This window comes from Bradyrhizobium sp. 134 (assembly GCF_023074155.1).
Lineage (GTDB): Bacteria > Pseudomonadota > Alphaproteobacteria > Rhizobiales > Xanthobacteraceae > Bradyrhizobium.
Window position 1 is genome coordinate 455,339 of record NZ_JADPKX010000006.1, and the last position, 18,302, is coordinate 473,640.

Annotated in this window: 24 protein-coding genes; 23 read left to right on the top strand and 1 reads right to left on the bottom strand. The window is 62.2% G+C overall.

Annotation, left to right across the window (positions count from 1 at the left end; translation table 11 throughout):
* Nucleotides 1-182 precede the first annotated feature (182 nt).
* Both IVA75_RS03060 and IVA75_RS03065 read left to right on the top strand, forming a co-directional pair.
* On the top strand, nt 183-2,243 hold the full coding sequence (locus IVA75_RS03060; RefSeq protein ID WP_247287035.1) for an FAD-dependent oxidoreductase: 2,061 nt from the start codon (nt 183-185) through the stop codon (nt 2,241-2,243).
* Between the two features lie 130 nt (nt 2,244-2,373).
* Entirely contained in the window at nt 2,374-4,395 is a 2,022-nt protein-coding gene (locus tag IVA75_RS03065) for an ABC transporter ATP-binding protein (RefSeq protein ID WP_247287033.1), read from the top strand.
* On the opposite strand, the gene IVA75_RS03070 is transcribed toward IVA75_RS03065, so the two are convergent.
* The gene (locus tag IVA75_RS03070; RefSeq protein ID WP_247287032.1) at nt 4,323-5,561 is read right to left on the bottom strand and encodes an NAD(P)/FAD-dependent oxidoreductase; all 1,239 of its coding nucleotides are present in this window, start codon (nt 5,559-5,561) and stop codon (nt 4,323-4,325) included. The genes IVA75_RS03065 and IVA75_RS03070 overlap by 73 nt on opposite strands.
* 639 nt (nt 5,562-6,200) lie before the next feature.
* Between IVA75_RS03070 and rpsL the strand changes: the two genes are divergently transcribed.
* The 21 genes from rpsL (at nt 6,201) to rplF (ending at nt 18,300) form a co-directional block, all read left to right on the top strand.
* Nucleotides 6,201-6,572, top strand: a complete 372-nt coding sequence (gene rpsL, locus IVA75_RS03075) for a 30S ribosomal protein S12 (protein ID WP_007603006.1) — start codon at nt 6,201-6,203, stop codon at nt 6,570-6,572.
* 15 nt (nt 6,573-6,587) lie between these two features.
* Nucleotides 6,588-7,058 (top strand): 30S ribosomal protein S7, encoded by a 471-nt coding sequence (rpsG, locus tag IVA75_RS03080; protein WP_007603009.1) that lies wholly within the window; start codon nt 6,588-6,590, stop codon nt 7,056-7,058.
* Nucleotides 7,059-7,088: 30 nt separating this feature from the next.
* Nucleotides 7,089-9,161 (top strand): elongation factor G, encoded by a 2,073-nt coding sequence (gene fusA / locus IVA75_RS03085; protein WP_027518591.1) that lies wholly within the window; start codon nt 7,089-7,091, stop codon nt 9,159-9,161.
* Between the two features lie 40 nt (nt 9,162-9,201).
* On the top strand, nt 9,202-10,392 hold the full coding sequence (gene tuf, locus IVA75_RS03090) for an elongation factor Tu (protein ID WP_018456453.1): 1,191 nt from the start codon (nt 9,202-9,204) through the stop codon (nt 10,390-10,392).
* A gap of 82 nt (nt 10,393-10,474) precedes the next feature.
* Nucleotides 10,475-10,783, top strand: a complete 309-nt coding sequence (gene rpsJ / locus IVA75_RS03095; RefSeq protein ID WP_002712302.1) for a 30S ribosomal protein S10 — start codon at nt 10,475-10,477, stop codon at nt 10,781-10,783.
* A gap of 53 nt (nt 10,784-10,836) precedes the next feature.
* Nucleotides 10,837-11,550, top strand: coding sequence for a 50S ribosomal protein L3 (rplC, locus tag IVA75_RS03100; RefSeq protein ID WP_007603016.1), 714 nt, complete (start codon nt 10,837-10,839; stop codon nt 11,548-11,550).
* Between the two features lies 1 nt (nt 11,551).
* On the top strand, nt 11,552-12,172 hold the full coding sequence (rplD, locus tag IVA75_RS03105; RefSeq protein ID WP_007603018.1) for a 50S ribosomal protein L4: 621 nt from the start codon (nt 11,552-11,554) through the stop codon (nt 12,170-12,172).
* Nucleotides 12,169-12,471, top strand: a complete 303-nt coding sequence (locus IVA75_RS03110) for a 50S ribosomal protein L23 (protein WP_007603019.1) — start codon at nt 12,169-12,171, stop codon at nt 12,469-12,471. Before rplD ends, IVA75_RS03110 begins: the two co-directional genes overlap by 4 nt.
* 12 nt (nt 12,472-12,483) lie before the next feature.
* Nucleotides 12,484-13,317, top strand: a complete 834-nt coding sequence (rplB, locus tag IVA75_RS03115; RefSeq protein WP_007603020.1) for a 50S ribosomal protein L2 — start codon at nt 12,484-12,486, stop codon at nt 13,315-13,317.
* A 12-nt stretch (nt 13,318-13,329) separates the two neighbouring features.
* The gene (gene rpsS / locus IVA75_RS03120; RefSeq protein ID WP_007603021.1) at nt 13,330-13,608 is read left to right on the top strand and encodes a 30S ribosomal protein S19; all 279 of its coding nucleotides are present in this window, start codon (nt 13,330-13,332) and stop codon (nt 13,606-13,608) included.
* Nucleotides 13,609-13,618: 10 nt separating this feature from the next.
* Nucleotides 13,619-14,005, top strand: coding sequence for a 50S ribosomal protein L22 (gene rplV, locus IVA75_RS03125; RefSeq protein WP_007603022.1), 387 nt, complete (start codon nt 13,619-13,621; stop codon nt 14,003-14,005).
* An 18-nt stretch (nt 14,006-14,023) separates the two neighbouring features.
* Nucleotides 14,024-14,749 carry a 30S ribosomal protein S3 gene (rpsC, locus tag IVA75_RS03130; protein WP_007603023.1) on the top strand — a complete coding sequence of 242 codons (726 nt, stop codon included), beginning with the start codon at nt 14,024-14,026 and terminating at the stop codon, nt 14,747-14,749.
* A 32-nt stretch (nt 14,750-14,781) separates the two neighbouring features.
* Entirely contained in the window at nt 14,782-15,195 is a 414-nt protein-coding gene (gene rplP / locus IVA75_RS03135) for a 50S ribosomal protein L16 (RefSeq protein WP_007603024.1), read from the top strand.
* Between the two features lie 5 nt (nt 15,196-15,200).
* On the top strand, nt 15,201-15,407 hold the full coding sequence (rpmC, locus tag IVA75_RS03140) for a 50S ribosomal protein L29 (RefSeq protein ID WP_007603026.1): 207 nt from the start codon (nt 15,201-15,203) through the stop codon (nt 15,405-15,407).
* A gap of 13 nt (nt 15,408-15,420) precedes the next feature.
* The gene (gene rpsQ, locus IVA75_RS03145; protein WP_007603028.1) at nt 15,421-15,669 is read left to right on the top strand and encodes a 30S ribosomal protein S17; all 249 of its coding nucleotides are present in this window, start codon (nt 15,421-15,423) and stop codon (nt 15,667-15,669) included.
* Nucleotides 15,670-15,752: 83 nt separating this feature from the next.
* Nucleotides 15,753-16,121 carry a 50S ribosomal protein L14 gene (gene rplN / locus IVA75_RS03150; RefSeq protein ID WP_007603030.1) on the top strand — a complete coding sequence of 123 codons (369 nt, stop codon included), beginning with the start codon at nt 15,753-15,755 and terminating at the stop codon, nt 16,119-16,121.
* Nucleotides 16,121-16,435, top strand: coding sequence for a 50S ribosomal protein L24 (gene rplX, locus IVA75_RS03155; RefSeq protein WP_007603031.1), 315 nt, complete (start codon nt 16,121-16,123; stop codon nt 16,433-16,435). The genes rplN and rplX overlap by 1 nt, the downstream gene beginning before the upstream one ends.
* The gene (rplE, locus tag IVA75_RS03160; RefSeq protein WP_007603032.1) at nt 16,428-16,985 is read left to right on the top strand and encodes a 50S ribosomal protein L5; all 558 of its coding nucleotides are present in this window, start codon (nt 16,428-16,430) and stop codon (nt 16,983-16,985) included. Before rplX ends, rplE begins: the two co-directional genes overlap by 8 nt.
* Nucleotides 16,986-17,031: 46 nt before the next feature.
* Nucleotides 17,032-17,337, top strand: a complete 306-nt coding sequence (gene rpsN, locus IVA75_RS03165) for a 30S ribosomal protein S14 (RefSeq protein WP_007611604.1) — start codon at nt 17,032-17,034, stop codon at nt 17,335-17,337.
* A 14-nt stretch (nt 17,338-17,351) separates the two neighbouring features.
* Entirely contained in the window at nt 17,352-17,750 is a 399-nt protein-coding gene (gene rpsH, locus IVA75_RS03170; protein ID WP_007603034.1) for a 30S ribosomal protein S8, read from the top strand.
* A 16-nt stretch (nt 17,751-17,766) separates the two neighbouring features.
* Nucleotides 17,767-18,300, top strand: coding sequence for a 50S ribosomal protein L6 (rplF, locus tag IVA75_RS03175; RefSeq protein WP_007611603.1), 534 nt, complete (start codon nt 17,767-17,769; stop codon nt 18,298-18,300).
* The last annotated feature ends 2 nt before the right edge of the window (nt 18,301-18,302 follow it).

Here is an 18,302-nt window from a genome sequence, read left to right on the forward strand (position 1 = left end):
CGTAGGAATACCGAGGACACTGAAAAGGCCGGCGAAAGCCGGCCTTTTTGCTGCTTTGTTTCCCTGTTGCGGTGCAGGATCAACCTTTGTTCATCTTTCCTTCAGGCGCAAAAGCGCTTCTGCTAGGAGAGCTTAGACCGGTGGTCCCGTGAAGGGGGCGGGCCGGAGACCACGGAATTCTCATGCTTGATCTCGCAATCGTAGGCGGCGGCCCCGGCGGGCTGATGAGCGCTTGGTATTTGAAGCGCAAGCTCGGCGATCTCTGCCGCGTCACCATCTACGAGGCATCCGACCGGCTCGGCGGCAAGATCGTCACGCGCAAATTCGATTCCGCGCCCGCGATGTACGAGGCCGGCGTTGCCGAGATCTACGACTACTCGATGACCGGGCCGGATCCGTTGCGCGAGTTGATCCAGCATTTCGGCCTGCAGACCATTCCGATGGATGCCGAGCAGGTGCAGTTCGGCGGCGAGCTCCTCAACGACGTCGCTGGCATGCGCCGTAAATACGGCGCCAAGACCGCGGCCGCGATCGAGGCGTTCCGTAAGCGCTGCGCCGAGGCGATGACGCCGATCGAGTATTACGAGGGTGTCGGCGCTCACGACAACGAGAATCCCTGGGCCTACAAGACCGCCGAACAGGTGCTCGACGAGGAGGTCGAGGACGAGACCGCAAAGCGATTCTTCAAGGTGATGGCGCGCTCGGACCTCGCGACCGAGAGCCACAACACCAACGGGCTCAACGCGCTCAAGAACTACCTGATGGATGTCGACGGCTATATCGGCCTCTATTCCATCCAGAACGGCAACGAGCAGCTCATCGAGTGCCTCCAGTCCGAGGTCAATGCTGACATCCAGCTCAATCACCGCGTCCTCACCGTCGGCAAGGCGCCGACCGGCCGCTATCAGCTCAAGATGATGAACGGTAAGGGGCCGGAGACGCGCGACTTCGACCTTGTGCTGGTCTGCTTGCCGCATTCCTGGCTCGGGACCGTCGGCTGGGAGGGCGAACAGCTCCGCAAGTCGATGGTCAAGCACGTCTCGTACTTCGACCGTCCCGCGCACTATTTGCGCGTCTCGATCCTGTTCGACACGCCGTTCTGGGGCGACAAGATCGCCGGCGCCTGGTTCATGTCGGAAGCCTTTGGCGGTTGCTGCGTCTACAACGAGGGCGCGCGCCATGATGTGGGCAAGCACGGCGTACTGAACTGGCTGATTCCGGGCTCCGACGCGCTGGCCTTTGCGAATCTCTCCGACCAGGAGCTGATCGATGCCGCGCTGAAATCGCTGCCGGCATCGCTCGGCGATGCGCGCGCCCATTTCATGGAAGGCAAGATCCACCGCTGGCTGTCGTCGGTGAACGCGATTCCGGGCGGCTTGCCCGTGCGCGATGTCATGACCAATCACCGGCCGGAGCCGAAGGAACATCCCGGAATCGTGGTGGTCGGCGACTATCTGTTCGACTCGACGCTGAACGGCCTGCTCGATTCCTCGGACGCAGCGACCGACATCATCTTGACCGAGATGATGCGGCTGCGCCGCGAGCGTTCGCAGGACGACAAGCCGCTCTCGGACAAGATCGATCGCGATTATTTCAACAATTATCGCGGCCAGGGTCCTTACAGCGAAGCCTGGCAACACTTCACCGATCCCGACTATCTCACAAAACTGATCGGCATTGTCTGGGGCAAGGCCAAAGGCACTAAGCTCTTGATCGCGGGCTCGGCCAGCGGCGAGCTTGTCGGCGCGCTGCGCGATCGCGGCATCGATGCCTGGGGCATCGAGAACAACCGCACCATTCACGCCAGAACGCCGAAGGCGCTGAAGAAGTACAACAAGCTCGGTTCGATCACCGACATGCCATTCAAGGACGGTGCGTTCGACTTCGTGTTCGAGACCAGCCTCTGCCACGTTTCCCCAAGACAGGTGGTCCGTGCGATCAGGGAGCTGAACCGTGTGGTCAAGACGGGGCTCGTGTTCGGCTCGGTCACCTCGGACATGGCGCCGGCACTGATCGACCGCTACGACCTCCTGCGTGGGGTCAAGAAGCTCGGCACCTGGTGGGAATGGTCCGAACTGTTCTTCGGCAACGGCTTCGAGCTGTCGATGCACCGCAAGGACTGCACGGACGCGCTCTGGGAGACGACGCTCGCCGCCAACAAGGGGCCGGGCCGGTGGTACGCCGACGCCGATTCCCTGCGCTATTCCTTTTTCGACAAGGTCGAGGACGAGGAAGACGACTAGCCGCCTGAAACGGGCGCCTTCGCCAATTGTTTTGCCGAATTCATCCTGATCGCATAGAATCGATGCAAGAGCGGTTTCCGCTATTTCCTGCTTTCCGCGGTCATGCCGGCCGTCAGCATCGGTTGGTTTCATGGCGTCCAAGCCCCTCCCGCCCGACAAACAGAAGCTCGCCGCGGAAGAGGCGGCCGAGCTCGACGAGAAGCTCGTCCCTACCGCCAAGCCGGACCTCGAAGACGACGAGGACGATGAAGACGAGGAGGATGACGGACTGGAGCTCGATGACGATGATGAGGACGAGGACCTCGTCGTCTTTACCGCGCGCGAGGCCGCCGGCGCGCTCGCGACCATCCTGGGCTTCGTCAAGCCGTTCCTGGTCAACTACAAGCAGATGCTGTCGTTCGTGGCGTTCGGCGTCTTCGTCGAGACGCTCTTCAACGTCATCATGCCGCTCAGCCTGAAGTACCTGATCGACGACGCGCTCGGCGAGGAGGATTTCCAGGCGCTGTACAAGATCCTCGGCGTGCTCGCGGTCGCGGGCATCTTCACCTCGATCGTCGCGGTCTGGTACGAGCGCTGGGATGCGAGGCTCGCGGCGTGCATCATCTCCGACGTCCGCAAACGGCTGTTCGAGCACGTCCAGGACCTGCCGGCGGCCTATTTCGGTCGCACCAAGCGCGGCGAGATCCTGTCGCGCTTCTCGGTCGACCTCGCGGCCTTCGAGGGCTCGGTCAAGACCTTCGCCAACAGTGCGGCGTTGCCGTTCCTGGAGTTGATCGCGGGCATCATCCTGATGGTGTTCCTGAACTGGCAGCTCGCGGCGGTTGCGCTGCTGGTGTTCCCGATCACGCTGATCGGTCCCCGCATGCTCACACCGAAGGCTGTTCAGGCGAATTACGAGCAGAAGCTCAATGAGTCCGCGCTGCTCGGCATGGTGCAGGAGAACGTGGCGGCGCAGGCCGTGATCAAGGCGTTCAGCCTGCAACGCCGGATGTTCGGGTTCTTCAAATTCCGCAACGACGAGACGCGAAACAAGATGGCCTCGGCGGCGTTCCTGTCGACCATGGTGGAGCGGACGGTCACCATTTCGGTGCTGCTCCTGCATCTCGTCGTGCTCGCGATAGGCGCATATCTGGCGACCAAAGGGCAGATCACCATCGGCACCTTCGTCACCTTCGAAAGCGCGTTCTGGGAGGTGTCCTACAACATCGCCCATGTGATGCATTTCATCCCCGTGTCGATCTCCTCGGCAGCCGCGATTCGTCACATGCAGGAGCTGCTCGACGAGCCCACGCGCAGCGCCGATCGTGCCGGCGCGCCCGATCTGCCGCGCATCACCAACGACATCACATTCGACCACGTGACCTTCCAGTACGAAGGCAGCCAGACGCCGGTGCTGGACAATCTCAGTCTCAAGCTCAGTGTCGGCAAGCGCATTGCCATTGTCGGTCCCTCGGGCTCCGGCAAGAGCACGCTGCTGAATCTGATCCTGCGGCTCTATGTGCCTGACGAGGGGCGCGTCACCATCGACGGCGTCGACGTCCGCAAGGTGACGCTGGATTCGCTGCGCCGGAGCATGGCGGTGGTGTTCCAGGAGAACATGCTGTTCAACATGTCGATCCGAGAGAACATCCGGCTCGGCAAGGAGGGCGCGACCGACGAGGAAGTGGAGGAGGCGGCCAAGAAGGCCGAGATCCACCGCTACATCATGAGCCTGCCGCAGCGATACGATACGCCGGTGGGCGAGCGCGGCGATACCTTGTCGGGCGGCCAGCGCCAGCGCATCGCGATCGCGCGCGCGGTCATCCGTAATCCTTCCGTGCTGCTGCTGGACGAAGCCACGTCGGCGCTCGACCAGACCACGGAAGCTGCGATCAACCGCACGCTGCTGAAGGTTGCCAAGGGCCGCACCATGATCTGGTCGACCCACCGCCTGACCTCGGTGGTCGAGATGGACGAGATCATCGTGATTTCAGGAGGCAGGGCGATCGAGCGCGGCTCTCATGCGGAACTGCTCGCCAAGAACGGCACCTATCGCAAGCTGTGGAACGACCAGATCCACCAACCTCATGGCGCGCCGGCTCACGTCGACGAGGACAGCGACGATGACGACGAGGATGAAGACGATCTCGACGAGGACGATGAGGAGGAGTGACCGAGGAAGTTCGGCTCCAGATCGAAGGCTCCTCCAAGCGGCCGCAATAGCCCCTGAACCGACCAGGCAATGAAGCGTGCCCAGCGCTGCGCCGTCCAATAGGGGCTCGTCGCAATGGAGACTGAGCGGAAGTCGAACGCCTTCGCCGCCGACCAATCGTCGCAGGCCCGCTTGACCGGATCTGCGTAGAAGGTGGCGATCTTGCTTGTATCCATCCCGTCGGAGGCCAGCCATCGCGGGATGTAGAGGTTGCAGAGCCGCTCGACGTCGGTGAAGACCTTGTCGCAGCCGGTGCCGGCGGCAGGGCAGGAGGTCGAGAAGGCATCGCCCACCAGCACGAGGCCGGGTAGACCGCTGGCATCGTTCACATAGAGATCGACCGGGCGGATTTTCAGCTCACCGGGAATGTCGAACGGTCCAGTGATGCGCTTGAGCCGTGGCAGCGCGGCGTTCAACGTCTCGGCGGGCGCGCGGCGCAGCTCAAGCAGCCAGGGATCGTCGAAGCTGCGGTAGACGAACAGATTGGCGCGCATCCGCGTCCCGATCGGAAAAAGCGTGAGGTAGGGGATGCGGTCGCTCGGCCGTTCCGAGAAATAGGTCAACGCCGGGAAGTCGAAGGAGTCCCGTCCCGCGGGCACCACGTCGAACCCGATCGAAATCGAATGGCAGGCACTGACGATCTTTCGGGCGATTCCCAGCTGGTGGCGCAGCCCGACATTGAGGCCGTTGGCGAGCACGACCAACCGGGCGGAGATCATCTCGTCGTTGGAGAGAGTGACCCTCTGCCGCTCCGCGCTTGTCTCGACCAAGATGGCCTTGGCGCAGATGCGCTCGACGCCGGCAGGAATTTCGTCGCGGACCGCGTTGACGAGGGCATCGTAGAGGATGTTGAACTGGCGGCTTGGCGCCTTGTCGAGAAGGCGGCCGAAGCGGGCGATCCAGTTCTCACCCACATAGGTCGCGCGGCGCAGCACCGATTCGGCGATTCCCGTCTGCAGGAATCGCCCGACCTGCACGTGACCGCTCAGTTTTTCGACCCGAAAGTCCGCCGAATAGCTCTCATGCGGATCGATCAGAATGGTCGAAATGCCGCTACGGCCGAGCATCGCGGCGGCGGTTGAGCCGGACAATCCCCCGCCGATAATGGCAATGTCGGTGTACCGCATGGTGCTAATCTCTGCCAAGGCGGCACATTGGCGCTCCAACCGGAAAGAAAGCCTTAGCCAAAGGTTACAAAAGTATATTTAGCCCGGGTATAAATTGGTTTGGAGGTGGCGGAACGCGCTCTTCGTTTCCATCTCGCGAAGGTGCAGCGAGCGGCCCGTGAAGCGATTTCAGCAGGCGCGGGAAGCGCTTCTGATTGACGTTTCGCCTTGACTTGACCGACTCCCACTTATAGAACCCCCTCACTTAACGACAGGCGGTGAGCATCGCCAACGTCGGAACGGGCCACCTGTTTGATCCCCTGGGATCGCCAAGACAGGCACCAACCTCGACGAATGCCGCTCAAACGCTGTCGATCATAGCTAGGCAATGCCAGTGCGATTTTAGTTCTCTTGAGCATGTTCTCTCGAGATCGAATTCGGATGCATGACCTCGGTGCGCGGGCCGCAGCTTCAAGCTGACCGGTTCAACTACTGCGGTCCTCTGTGGCGTCGAAGCGCTTTCCGCCCGTTGATGGGTGGTTGGCGCGATTTCGCTTTGTGCGGATTGTTCCGCGCAAGACGGCCTCGTCGGGCGGGTAGCTCGAAAGAATTTGCGGACCCGGTGACGGGCCGCGGCAGAACACAAAGGGTAATGCCAGGATGCCGACGATCAACCAGCTGATCGCTCAACCGCGGGAAGTGCAGAAGTCGCGCAAGAAGGTGCCGGCACTGCAGCAGTCGCCGCAGAAGCGCGGTGTTTGCACGCGCGTTTACACCACGACCCCGAAGAAGCCGAACTCGGCGCTTCGTAAGGTTGCCAAGGTGCGCCTGACCAACGGCTTCGAGGTGATCGGCTACATCCCCGGTGAGGGCCATAACCTCCAGGAGCACTCGGTGGTCATGATCCGCGGCGGTCGCGTCAAGGACTTGCCCGGCGTGCGCTACCACATCCTCCGCGGCGTTCTGGATACCCAGGGCGTCAAGAACCGTAAGCAGCGCCGTTCGAAGTACGGCGCCAAGCGTCCGAAGTAAGCGGGAACCAGGTCCATGTCTCGTCGCCATTCTGCCGAAAAGCGCGAAGTCCTTCCCGATCCGAAGTTCGGGAACATCATCGTCACGAAGTTCATGAATTCGGTGATGTACGCCGGAAAGAAGTCTGTCGCCGAAGGCATCGTCTACGGCGCGTTCGGCCTCATCGAAAGCAAGACCAAGCAGAACCCGCTCGGCGTGTTCGAGCAGGCACTCGAGAACGTCATGCCGACGATCGAAGTGCGCTCCCGCCGCGTCGGTGGCGCGACCTATCAGGTTCCGGTCGAAGTTCGCTCGGTGCGCCGTCAGGCGCTGGGCATTCGCTGGCTGATCTCGGCTGCGCGCGATCGCAACGAGAAGACGATGACCGAGCGGCTCTCTGCGGAGCTCCTGGACGCGTCGAACAACCGGGGTAACGCCGTCAAGAAGCGCGAAGACGTGCACCGGATGGCGGAAGCCAACCGCGCCTTCTCGCACTATCGCTGGTAACGGCGACACACGGAATCTAAGGAACACTCCATGCCCCGCGTTCATGCCATAGAGAACTACCGTAACTTCGGTATCATGGCGCATATCGATGCCGGCAAGACCACGACCACCGAGCGCATCCTCTATTACACCGGCAAGAGCCACAAGATCGGCGAAGTGCACGAAGGTGCCGCGACGATGGACTGGATGGAGCAGGAGCAGGAGCGCGGCATTACGATTACGTCGGCCGCGACCACCGCGTTCTGGGAAGGCAAGCGTCTCAACATCATCGACACTCCCGGCCACGTCGACTTCACCATCGAAGTCGAGCGCAGCTTGCGCGTGCTCGACGGCGCCGTGTGCGTGCTCGACTCGAACCAGGGCGTCGAGCCCCAGACCGAGACGGTCTGGCGCCAGGGCGACAAGTACAAAGTTCCGCGCATCGTCTTCGCCAACAAGATGGATAAGACCGGCGCCGACTTCTACAAGTGCATGCAGGATATCGTCGATCGTCTCGGCGCGAAGCCGATCGCGATCCAGCTTCCGATCGGCTCCGAGAACAACTTCAAGGGTCTGGTCGATCTCGTTCGTATGAAGGGCGTGGTCTGGGAAGAAGAGAAGCTCGACGCCAAGTTCGTCGACATCGATATTCCCGAGGACATGGTCGAGAAAGCCAAGGAATATCGCGAGAAGCTGTTGGAAGCCGCCGTCGAGCTCGACGACGAAGTTCTCGCCGCTTACCTCGACGGCAAGGAGCCCGACGAGGCGACGTTGAAGCGCTTGATCCGCAAGGCCGTGCTGACTGGCGCGTTCTTCCCGGTATTGTGCGGCTCGGCGTTCAAGAACAAGGGCGTGCAGCCTTTGCTCGACGCGGTCGTGGATTATCTGCCGTCGCCGGTTGACGTGCCCGCCATCAAGGGCGTCGACGAAGACGGTAATGAGGTCGTTCGCCTGCCGGACGACAAGGAGCCGCTGGCTCTGTTGGCCTTCAAGATCATGGACGACCCATTCGTCGGCACCATCACCTTCTGCCGCATCTATTCCGGCACGCTGCTGTCGGGCACCGGCGTCATCAATTCGACGCGCGACCGCAAGGAGCGCATCGGCCGCATGTTGCTGATGCATGCGAACAACCGCGAAGACATCAAGGAAGCCTATGCCGGCGACATCGTCGCATTGGCTGGCCTGAAGGAAGCGCGCACCGGTGACACGTTGTGCGATCCCGACAAGGCGGTGATCCTCGAAAAGATGGAATTCCCCGAGCCGGTCATCGAGATCGCGATCGAACCCAAGTCCAAGGCCGACCAGGAAAAGCTCGGCGTGGCGCTGGCGAAGCTCGCTGCGGAGGATCCGTCCTTCCGCGTGTCGACCGACCAAGAGTCCGGCCAGACCATCCTCAAGGGAATGGGCGAACTCCATCTCGACATCAAGGTCGATATTCTCCGCCGCACCTACAAGGTCGATGCCAACATCGGCGCGCCGCAGGTGGCGTTCCGTGAGCGCGTCACCAAGAGGGCCGAAGTCAAGTACACCCACAAGAAGCAGACCGGCGGTACCGGTCAGTTCGCGGAAGTGTCGATCGTGGTCGAGCCGAACGAGCCCGGCAAGGGCTACGAGTTCGAGTCCAAGATCGTCGGCGGTGCGGTTCCCAAGGAATACATCCCCGGCGTCGAAAAGGGCCTCAACAGCGTGATGGGCTCTGGTGTCGTCGCGGGCTTCCCCGTGGTCGACGTCAAGGTTCAGCTCGTCGACGGCAAGTATCACGACGTCGACTCGTCGGCGCTCGCCTTCGAAATCGCATCGCGTGCTGCATTCCGCGAAGCCTTGCAGAAGGGCAAGTCCGTCCTGCTCGAGCCGATCATGAAGGTCGAAGTGGTGACCCCGGAAGATTACACCGGCTCCGTCATCGGCGACCTGAATTCCCGGCGCGGTCAGATCCAGGGTCAGGACATGCGCGGCAACGCCAACGTCATCAACGCGATGGTGCCGCTCATGAACATGTTCGGTTACGTGAATAACCTGCGCTCGATGAGCCAGGGTCGCGCGACCTTTACCATGCAGTTCGACCACTACGCAGAAGCGCCGGCCAACGTGTCGGCAGAAGTCCAGAAGAAGTTTGCCTGATTGTCGTCGGTCTCGAACTGACGATTGAACGGAGAGTCAAATGGCCAAAGCAAAGTTTGAACGTAACAAGCCGCACTGCAACATCGGCACCATCGGTCACGTCGACCATGGCAAGACGTCGCTGACCGCGGCGATCACCAAGGTCCTCGCCGAAGCCGGCGGCGCGACGTTCACGGCGTACGACCAGATCGACAAGGCGCCGGAAGAGAAGGCGCGCGGTATCACGATCTCGACGGCGCACGTCGAATACGAGACCAAGAACCGCCACTACGCGCACGTCGACTGCCCCGGCCACGCCGACTACGTGAAGAACATGATCACCGGCGCCGCCCAGATGGACGGTGCGATCCTGGTCGTGTCGGCCGCTGACGGTCCGATGCCGCAGACCCGCGAGCACATCCTGCTCGCCCGCCAGGTCGGCGTTCCCGCGCTCGTCGTGTTCCTCAACAAGTGCGACATGGTCGACGATCCGGAACTGCTCGAGCTCGTCGAGCTCGAGGTTCGCGAGTTGCTCTCGAAGTACGAATTCCCGGGCGACACCATCCCGATCATCAAGGGCTCGGCGCTCGCCGCTCTCGAAGATTCCGACAAGACGCTCGGCCATGACGCGATCCTCGAGCTGATGAAGCAGGTCGACGCCTACATTCCGCAGCCGGAGCGTCCGGTCGACCTTCCGTTCCTGATGCCGGTTGAAGACGTGTTCTCGATCTCGGGCCGCGGCACCGTCGTGACCGGCCGTGTCGAGCGCGGTATTGTCAAGGTCGGCGAGGAAATCGAGATCGTCGGTCTGCGCGCCACGCAGAAGACCACGGTCACTGGCGTCGAAATGTTCCGCAAGCTGCTCGATCAGGGCCAGGCCGGCGATAACATCGGTGCGCTGCTTCGTGGTACCAAGCGCGAGGACGTCGAGCGCGGCCAGGTGCTGTGCAAGCCGGGTTCGGTCAAGCCGCACACCAAGTTCAAGGCTGAGGCTTACATCCTCACCAAGGAAGAGGGCGGCCGCCACACCCCGTTCTTCACCAACTACCGTCCGCAGTTCTACTTCCGCACCACCGACGTGACCGGTGTCGTGCATCTGCCGGAAGGCACCGAGATGGTGATGCCGGGCGACAACATCGCGATGGAAGTGCACCTGATCGTGCCGATCGCGATGGAAGAGAAGCTCCGCTTCGCGATCCGCGAAGGTGGCCGTACCGTCGGCGCCGGCGTCGTCGCCTCGATCATCGAGTAATTACGAGAATAGGGATCGGCGAATAGCGAATGTGACATTCGCTATTCGCTATTCGCCACCCCACTGAAGAAAGACCACGGCAATGAACGGCCAAAACATTCGTATCCGTCTCAAGGCGTTCGACCATCGTATCCTCGATACGTCGACCCGCGAGATCGTGAACACGGCGAAGCGCACCGGCGCGCAGGTCCGCGGACCCATTCCGCTGCCCACCCGCATCGAGAAGTTCACCGTCAACCGTTCGCCGCACGTCGACAAGAAGAGCCGCGAGCAGTTCGAGATGCGCACTCACAAGCGCCTGCTCGACATCGTCGATCCGACCCCGCAGACCGTCGATGCTTTGATGAAGCTCGACTTGGCCGCCGGTGTCGACGTCGAGATCAAGCTCTAAGATTTTTGGATCACGTTCGCCACTAGCGGACAGAAAGAACAGGAAGCACGCCGATGCGCTCCGGAGTGATCGCACAAAAGGTCGGGATGACGCGGGTCTTTACAGAGGCCGGCGAACATATCCCCGTGACCGTGCTGAAGCTCGGCAATTGCCAGGTCGTAGGCCACCGCACCGAAGAGAAAAACGGTTATGTCGCGCTCCAGCTTGGTTCTGGCAGCCGCAAGACCGTGTACATGCCCAAGGCGGAGCGCGGCCAGTTCGCGGTCGCCAAGGTCGAGCCGAAGCGGCAGGTCGAGGAATTCCGCGTCTCCGCGGATCAGATGATCCCCGTCGGTGCCGAGATCCTGGCCGACCACTTTGTCGTCGGTCAGTTCGTCGACGTCACCGGTACTTCGGTCGGTAAGGGTTTTGCCGGCGGTATGAAGCGCTGGAACTTCGGCGGTCTGCGCGCCACCCACGGCGTCTCGGTCTCGCACCGTTCGATCGGTTCGACCGGTGGCCGTCAGGACCCGGGCAAGACCTGGAAGAACAAGAAGATGCCCGGTCACATGGGCGTCGATCGCATCACCACGCTCAACCTTCGGGTCGTTCAGCTCGATGTCGAGCGCGGCCTGATCCTCGTCGAAGGCGCCGTTCCCGGTTCCAAGGGCGGCTGGATCCGCGTGCGCGACGCCGTCAAGAAGCCGCTGCCTAAGGAAGCTCCGAAGCCCGGCAAGTTCAAGGTTGCTGGCGAAGCGGACGCTGCTCCGGCTGCGCAGGAGGCGTGAGATGGAATTGAAGGTCACCACCCTCGAAGGTAAGGAAGCCGGCTCGGTCCAGCTTTCCGACACCATTTTCGGCCTCGAGCCGCGCCAGGACATCATTGCACGTTGCGTGCAGTGGCAGCTCAACAAGCGCCAGGCCGGCACGCACAAGGCCAAGGGCCGCGCCGAGATCTGGCGCACCGGCAAGAAGATGTACAAGCAGAAGGGCACCGGTGGTGCTCGTCACGGCTCGGCTCGCGTGCCGCAGTTCCGCGGCGGTGGCCGTGCCTTCGGTCCGGTGGTGCGTTCGCACGCCACCGACCTGCCGAAGAAGGTCCGTGCGCTCGCGCTCAAGCATGCGCTCTCGGCCAAGGCCAAGGACGGCGATCTCATCGTGATCGACAAAGCCGCGCTGGAAGCCGCCAAGACCAAGGCGCTGCTCGGTCATTTCTCCGGTCTGGGTTTGACCAACGCGCTGATCATCGACGGCGCCGAGCTCAACAACGGCTTCGCCGCTGCAGCCCGCAACATCCCGAACATGGACGTGCTGCCGATCCAGGGCATCAACGTCTATGACATCCTGCGCCGTCGGAAACTCGTTCTGACCAAGGCCGCCATCGATGCGCTGGAGGCGCGCTTCAAATGACGAAGAACATCGAGCCTCGCCACTACGACGTGATCCTGTCGCCGGTCGTGACCGAAAAGGCCACGATCGCCTCGGAGCACAACAAGGTGCTGTTCAAGGTGGCCGCGAAGGCGACCAAGCCGCAGATCAAGGAAGCGATCGAGAAGCTGTTCGACGTCAAGGTCAAGAGTGTCAACACGCTGGTCCGCAAGGGCAAGACCAAGATCTTCCGCGGCAACCTCGGCTCGCAGTCGAACTCCAAGCGCGCGATCGTGACTCTCGAAGAGGGTCACCGGATCGACGTGACCACCGGTCTGTAAGGTCGTACGACGATGGCACTGAAGACATTCAATCCCACGACGCCGGGCCAGCGCCAGCTGGTCATGGTCGATCGTTCGGCCCTCTACAAGGGCAAGCCGGTCAAGGCGCTCACCGAAGGCAAGCACTCCTCTGGCGGCCGCAACAACACCGGTCGCATCACGGTGCGCTTCCGCGGCGGCGGTCATAAGCGGACGTTGCGTACCGTCGATTTCAAGCGCGACAAGGTCGATGCGCCCGCGACGGTCGAGCGGCTGGAATATGATCCGAACCGCACCGCGTTCATCGCGCTGGTCAAGTACGAAGACGGCACCCAGGCCTATATCCTGGCGCCGCAGCGCCTGGCCGTCGGTGATTCCGTCGTCGCCGGCAACTACGTCGACGTGAAGCCGGGCAATGTCATGCCGCTGGGCAACATGCCGGTCGGCACGATCATCCACAACATCGAGGTCAAGATCGGGAAGGGCGGCCAGCTCGCCCGTTCCGCGGGCACCTACGCCCAGCTCGTCGGTCGCGACCAGGACTACGTGATCGTCCGCCTGAACTCGGGTGAACAGCGCCTGGTGCACGGCCGTTGCCGCGCCACGATTGGCGCGGTGTCGAACCCGGATCACATGAACACGTCGATCGGCAAGGCCGGCCGCAACCGTTGGCTGGGCCGCAAGCCGCATAACCGCGGCGTCTCGATGAACCCGATCGACCATCCGCACGGCGGTGGTGAAGGTCGTACCTCGGGCGGCCGCCACCCGGTTACTCCGTGGGGCAAGCCGACCAAGGGCAAGAAGACCCGCTCTAACAAGTCGACCAACAAATTCATTCTCCTAAGCCGCCACAAGCGGAAGAAGTAAGGAACGCCGGACATGGTTCGTTCAGTCTGGAAAGGCCCGTTCGTCGAGGGTTCTCTGCTCAAGAAGGCAGATGCCGCGCGCTCGTCCGGCCGTCACGACGTCATCAAGATCTGGAGCCGTCGCTCGACGATCCTGCCGCAATTCGTCGGTCTGACCTTCGGCGTCTACAACGGTCAGAAGCACGTGCCGGTGGCCGTCAACGAGGAAATGGTCGGTCACAAGTTCGGCGAGTTCTCGCCGACCCGGACCTTCCATGGCCACTCCGGGGACAAGAAAGCCAAGAAGGCTTGAGGATTAAACGATGAGCAAACCTAAGCGCGAACGGAGCCTCGCCGAGAACGAGGCCAAGGCGGTCGCCCGGATGCTGCGGGTGAGCCCGCAGAAGCTCAACCTGGTCGCCCAGCTCATTCGCGGCCGGAAGGCGGCTGCTGCGCTCGCCGACCTGCAGTTTTCGCGCAAGCGGATCGCGGTTGACGTGAAGAAGTGCCTGGAATCGGCTATTGCCAACGCCGAGAACAACCACGACCTCGACGTCGACGATCTCGTCGTGGCGCAGGCCTTCGTCGGCAACGGCCTCGTGATGAAGCGCTTTGCCGCCCGCGGCCGTGGCCGTTCGGGCCGTGTCTACAAACCATTTTCACAGCTGACGATCATCGTTCGTCAGGTCGAAGCCGCAGCAGCGGCTTAAGGGACGCAGGAGAACACGATGGGTCAAAAGATCAATCCGATCGGTCTGCGTCTCGGCATCAACCGGACCTGGGATTCCCGCTGGTACGCGGGCAAGCAGGAATACGGCAAGCTGCTGCACGAGGACGTCAAGATCCGCGAGATCCTGCACAAGGAGCTCAAGCAGGCGGCCGTCGCCCGCATCGTGATCGAGCGTCCGCACAAGAAGTGCCGCGTCACCATCCACTCGGCTCGTCCGGGCGTGGTGATCGGCAAAAAGGGTGCCGACATCGACAAGCTGCGCAAGAAGGTCGCGGACATCACCGCGTCCGACGTCGTCATCAACATCGTCGAAATCCGCAAGCCGGAGCTCGATGCGACGCTGGTGGCCGAGTCGATCGCGCAGCAGCTGGAGCGCCGCGTGGCGTTCCGCCGCGCCATGAAGCGCGCCGTGCAGTCGGCGATGCGTCTCGGCGCGGAAGGCATCCGCATCAACTGCTCGGGACGTCTGGGCGGCGCGGAAATCGCGCGCATGGAGTGGTACCGCGAAGGTCGCGTGCCGCTGCACACGCTGCGCGCAGACATCGACTACGGCGTTGCGACCGCGTTCACGACCTTCGGCACCTGCGGTGTCAAGGTCTGGATCTTCAAGGGCGAGATCCTCGAGCACGATCCGATGGCCCAGGACAAGAGAATGGCCGAAGGTGAGACTGGTGGCGGCGGCGATCGCGGCGGCCGGCAGCGCCGGGACAACGCTGCAGCCTGACGCCAGCACAGAGAATTTGAGGGCTTGAAGCCATGATGCAACCTAAGAAAACGAAGTTCCGGAAGGCGCATAAGGGCCGTATCCACGGCGTTGCGTCTTCGGGCGCGACGTTGGCCTTCGGCCAGTTCGGTCTGAAGGCGACCGAGCCTGAGCGCGTCACTGCGCGCCAGATCGAAGCCGCTCGCCGCGCGCTGACCCGCCACATGAAGCGCGCCGGCCGCGTCTGGATCCGCATATTCCCCGACGTTCCCGTGTCGAAGAAGCCTGCCGAAGTCCGCATGGGCTCCGGCAAGGGCGCGCCGGAATTGTGGGTCGCGCGCGTCAAGCCGGGCCGGGTGCTGTTCGAGATCGACGGCGTCAACACCCAGACGGCGCGTGAAGCGCTGACCCTGGCGGCAGCCAAGCTGCCGATCAAGACGCGCTTCGTCGAGCGCATTGCGGAGTAATGGCCATGGCCCAGATGAAAATCGAAGACATCCGCGCGTTGAGCCCCGATCAGCAGGATGACGCCATCCTGAATCTGAAGAAGGAGCGCTTCAACCTGCGCTTCCAGCGCGCCACCGGGCAGCTCGAGAACACCTCGCGTCTGCGCGAGGCCCGCCGTGACATCGCCCGGATCAAGACCGTCGCCGCGCAGACGCGCGCGAAGAAGAAGTAAGAGGCTTACGAAGATGCCGAAACGTACTTTGCAGGGCGTGGTCGTCAGCGACAAGCAAGCCAAGACCATCGTGGTGCGCGTCGATCGCCGCTTCACGCACCCGATCTACAAGAAGACGATCCGCCGTTCGAAGAACTACCACGCGCACGACGAGAGCAACGAGTTCAAGCCGGGCGACATGGTGTGGATCGAGGAATCGAAGCCGATTTCGAAGTTGAAGCGCTGGGTCGTGATCCGGGGCGAACACAAGAAAAGCGCCTGATCTGTTGGCTTTAGCCAACTGACTTCAGGTAAATGTTGAGCGCCGGCTGGGCTGGCGCAAATAGAAGAGGACGAGGTGCATCAATGATTCAGATGCAGACCAACCTCGACGTGGCCGATAATTCTGGCGCACGCCGTGTCATGTGTATCAAGGTGCTCGGGGGCTCCAAGCGCCGCTACGCCACGATCGGCGACATCATCGTTGTCTCGATCAAGGAAGCGATTCCGCGTGGCAAGGTGAAGAAGGGCGACGTGATGAAGGCCGTCGTGGTGCGCGTCCGCAAGGACATCCGCCGCGCCGACGGTTCGGTCATCCGCTTCGACCGCAACGCCGCCGTTCTGATCAACAATCAGTCCGAGCCGGTCGGTACCCGTATCTTCGGGCCCGTGCCGCGCGAGCTGCGCGCCAAGAACCACATGAAGATCATCTCGCTCGCGCCGGAGGTGCTGTGATGGCTGCGAAGATCCGCAAGGGCGACAAGGTCGTCGTGCTGACCGGCCGCGACAAGGGCCGCACCGGCGAGGTGTTCGAAGTGCGTCCGGACGCCGGTACGGCGCTGGTGCGCGGCATCAACATGGTCAAGCGTCACCAGAAGCAGACGCAGGCCCAGGAGGGCGGCATCATCTCGAAAGAGTCGCCGATCCAACTGTCCAACATCGCGTATGTCGGCAAGGACGGGAAGCCGACCCGCGTGGGATTCAAGATTCTGGCGGACGGCAAGAAGGTCCGCATCGCCAAGAGCTCGGGAGCTGAGATCGATGGCTGAGGCCGCTTACACGCCGCGCCTGCGCGCGGAATACGACGCGAAGATCCGGACGGAAATGACCGAGAAGTTCGGTTATGAGAACGTCATGCAGGTTCCGCGCCTGGACAAGGTCGTGCTGAACATGGGCGTTGGCGATTCCGTCAACGACCGCAAGAAGGCCGAGAACGCCGCTGCGGAATTGACCCAGATCGCCGGCCAGAAGGCGATCGTGACCTATTCGCGGATCGCGATCGCGACCTTCAAGTTGCGTGAGAACCAGCCGATCGGCTGCAAGGTCACGCTGCGCAAGGCCCGCATGTACGAGTTCATCGATCGCCTGGTGACGGTCGCGCTGCCGCGCGTCCGCGACTTCCGCGGCTTGAACCCGAAGAGCTTCGATGGCCGCGGCAACTACTCGCTCGGCCTCAAGGAACACATCATTTTCCCCGAGATCGACTTCGACAAGGTCACGGAATCCCGCGGTATGGACATCACCGTCTGCACCACGGCCAAGACCGACGACGAGGCGAGGGCCTTGTTGACCGCTTTCAATTTCCCGTTCCGGCAGTGAGACGCTGACCTAAAGCCTCTCAAACGCGGATACCCAGGAGCCAAACATGGCAAAGAAGAGTTCAATCGAGAAGAACAACCGGCGCAAGCGGATGACGAAGAACGCCGCTCCGAAGCGCGAGCGGTTGAAGGCGATCATCGCCGACAAGACGTTGCCGATGGAGGAGCGGTTCGCCGCGACCCTGAAGCTGGCGGAAATGCCGCGCAACTCGTCGGCGACCCGCATCCGTCTGCGTTGCGAGCTGTCGGGCCGTTCGCGCTCGAACTATCGCTTGACCAAACTGTCCCGCATCGCAATGCGGGACCTTGGCTCCAAGGGCATGGTCCCGGGCCTCGTGAAGTCCAGCTGGTAAGGAGGGTCGTTTAGATGTCTACGCACGATCCAATCAGCGATCTGATCACCCGCATCCGCAACGCGCAGATGCGCTCCAAGAACAAGGTCTCCACGCCTGGCTCGAAGATGCGCGAGAACGTGCTCGAGGTGCTGAAGAGCGAAGGCTACATCCGCGGTTACGCCACGCTCGAGCACTCCTCGGGCCGCAGCGAGATCGAGATCGAGCTGAAGTATTTCGACGGCGAGCCCGTTATCCGCGAGATCGAGCGTGTCTCCAAGCCTGGGCGTCGCGTTTACGCCTCGGTGAAGAACCTGCCGCGGGTCAATAACGGACTCGGCATTTCGGTGTTGTCGACACCGAAGGGAATCATGGCTGACCACAGTGCGCGTGAAGCGAACGTGGGCGGCGAAGTTCTCTTCACGGTGTTCTGAGAAGGATTTTTGATCCATGTCACGTGTTGGCAAAAGGCCGGTAGCGGTGCCGTCGGGTGTGACCGCGACCGTCGACGGGCAGACCGTCAAGATGAAGGGGCCGAAGGGCCAGCTTCAGTTCGTCGTCCATAGCGACGTCGAGGTGAAGCTCGACAACGGCCAGGTCAAGGTGAACCCGCGGGTCGAGACCAACCGCGCGCGGGCCCTTTACGGGACCGCTCGCGCCCAGGTCGCGAATCTGGTCGAAGGCGTCACCAAGGGTTTCGAGAAGAAGCTCGAAATCACCGGCGTCGGTTACCGCGCCGCGCTGCAGGGCAAGAACCTGCAGCTCGCGCTCGGCTACAGCCACGATGTGGTCTACGCGATCCCGGAAGGGATCACGATCACCGTGCCGAAGCCGACCGAGATCACGGTGACCGGCAGCGACATTCAGCGCGTCGGCCAGGTCGCCGCCGAGATTCGCTCCTATCGTCCGCCGGAGCCCTACAAGGGCAAGGGCGTGAAGTATGTTGGCGAATTCATCTTCCGCAAGGAAGGCAAGAAGAAGTAACG

What these genes read in the sequence shown, in the direction of transcription:
- IVA75_RS03060 (WP_247287035.1), top strand. Translation starts at nt 183, where the DNA reads ATGCTTGATCTCGCAATCGTAGGCGGCGGCCCCGGCGGGCTGATGAGC.
- IVA75_RS03065 (WP_247287033.1), top strand. Translation starts at nt 2,374, where the DNA reads ATGGCGTCCAAGCCCCTCCCGCCCGACAAACAGAAGCTCGCCGCGGAA.
- IVA75_RS03070 (WP_247287032.1), bottom strand. Translation starts at nt 5,561, where the DNA reads ATGCGGTACACCGACATTGCCATTATCGGCGGGGGATTGTCCGGCTCA.
- rpsL (WP_007603006.1), top strand. Translation starts at nt 6,201, where the DNA reads ATGCCGACGATCAACCAGCTGATCGCTCAACCGCGGGAAGTGCAGAAG.
- rpsG (WP_007603009.1), top strand. Translation starts at nt 6,588, where the DNA reads ATGTCTCGTCGCCATTCTGCCGAAAAGCGCGAAGTCCTTCCCGATCCG.
- fusA (WP_027518591.1), top strand. Translation starts at nt 7,089, where the DNA reads ATGCCCCGCGTTCATGCCATAGAGAACTACCGTAACTTCGGTATCATG.
- tuf (WP_018456453.1), top strand. Translation starts at nt 9,202, where the DNA reads ATGGCCAAAGCAAAGTTTGAACGTAACAAGCCGCACTGCAACATCGGC.
- rpsJ (WP_002712302.1), top strand. Translation starts at nt 10,475, where the DNA reads ATGAACGGCCAAAACATTCGTATCCGTCTCAAGGCGTTCGACCATCGT.
- rplC (WP_007603016.1), top strand. Translation starts at nt 10,837, where the DNA reads ATGCGCTCCGGAGTGATCGCACAAAAGGTCGGGATGACGCGGGTCTTT.
- rplD (WP_007603018.1), top strand. Translation starts at nt 11,552, where the DNA reads ATGGAATTGAAGGTCACCACCCTCGAAGGTAAGGAAGCCGGCTCGGTC.
- IVA75_RS03110 (WP_007603019.1), top strand. Translation starts at nt 12,169, where the DNA reads ATGACGAAGAACATCGAGCCTCGCCACTACGACGTGATCCTGTCGCCG.
- rplB (WP_007603020.1), top strand. Translation starts at nt 12,484, where the DNA reads ATGGCACTGAAGACATTCAATCCCACGACGCCGGGCCAGCGCCAGCTG.
- rpsS (WP_007603021.1), top strand. Translation starts at nt 13,330, where the DNA reads ATGGTTCGTTCAGTCTGGAAAGGCCCGTTCGTCGAGGGTTCTCTGCTC.
- rplV (WP_007603022.1), top strand. Translation starts at nt 13,619, where the DNA reads ATGAGCAAACCTAAGCGCGAACGGAGCCTCGCCGAGAACGAGGCCAAG.
- rpsC (WP_007603023.1), top strand. Translation starts at nt 14,024, where the DNA reads ATGGGTCAAAAGATCAATCCGATCGGTCTGCGTCTCGGCATCAACCGG.
- rplP (WP_007603024.1), top strand. Translation starts at nt 14,782, where the DNA reads ATGATGCAACCTAAGAAAACGAAGTTCCGGAAGGCGCATAAGGGCCGT.
- rpmC (WP_007603026.1), top strand. Translation starts at nt 15,201, where the DNA reads ATGGCCCAGATGAAAATCGAAGACATCCGCGCGTTGAGCCCCGATCAG.
- rpsQ (WP_007603028.1), top strand. Translation starts at nt 15,421, where the DNA reads ATGCCGAAACGTACTTTGCAGGGCGTGGTCGTCAGCGACAAGCAAGCC.
- rplN (WP_007603030.1), top strand. Translation starts at nt 15,753, where the DNA reads ATGATTCAGATGCAGACCAACCTCGACGTGGCCGATAATTCTGGCGCA.
- rplX (WP_007603031.1), top strand. Translation starts at nt 16,121, where the DNA reads ATGGCTGCGAAGATCCGCAAGGGCGACAAGGTCGTCGTGCTGACCGGC.
- rplE (WP_007603032.1), top strand. Translation starts at nt 16,428, where the DNA reads ATGGCTGAGGCCGCTTACACGCCGCGCCTGCGCGCGGAATACGACGCG.
- rpsN (WP_007611604.1), top strand. Translation starts at nt 17,032, where the DNA reads ATGGCAAAGAAGAGTTCAATCGAGAAGAACAACCGGCGCAAGCGGATG.
- rpsH (WP_007603034.1), top strand. Translation starts at nt 17,352, where the DNA reads ATGTCTACGCACGATCCAATCAGCGATCTGATCACCCGCATCCGCAAC.
- rplF (WP_007611603.1), top strand. Translation starts at nt 17,767, where the DNA reads ATGTCACGTGTTGGCAAAAGGCCGGTAGCGGTGCCGTCGGGTGTGACC.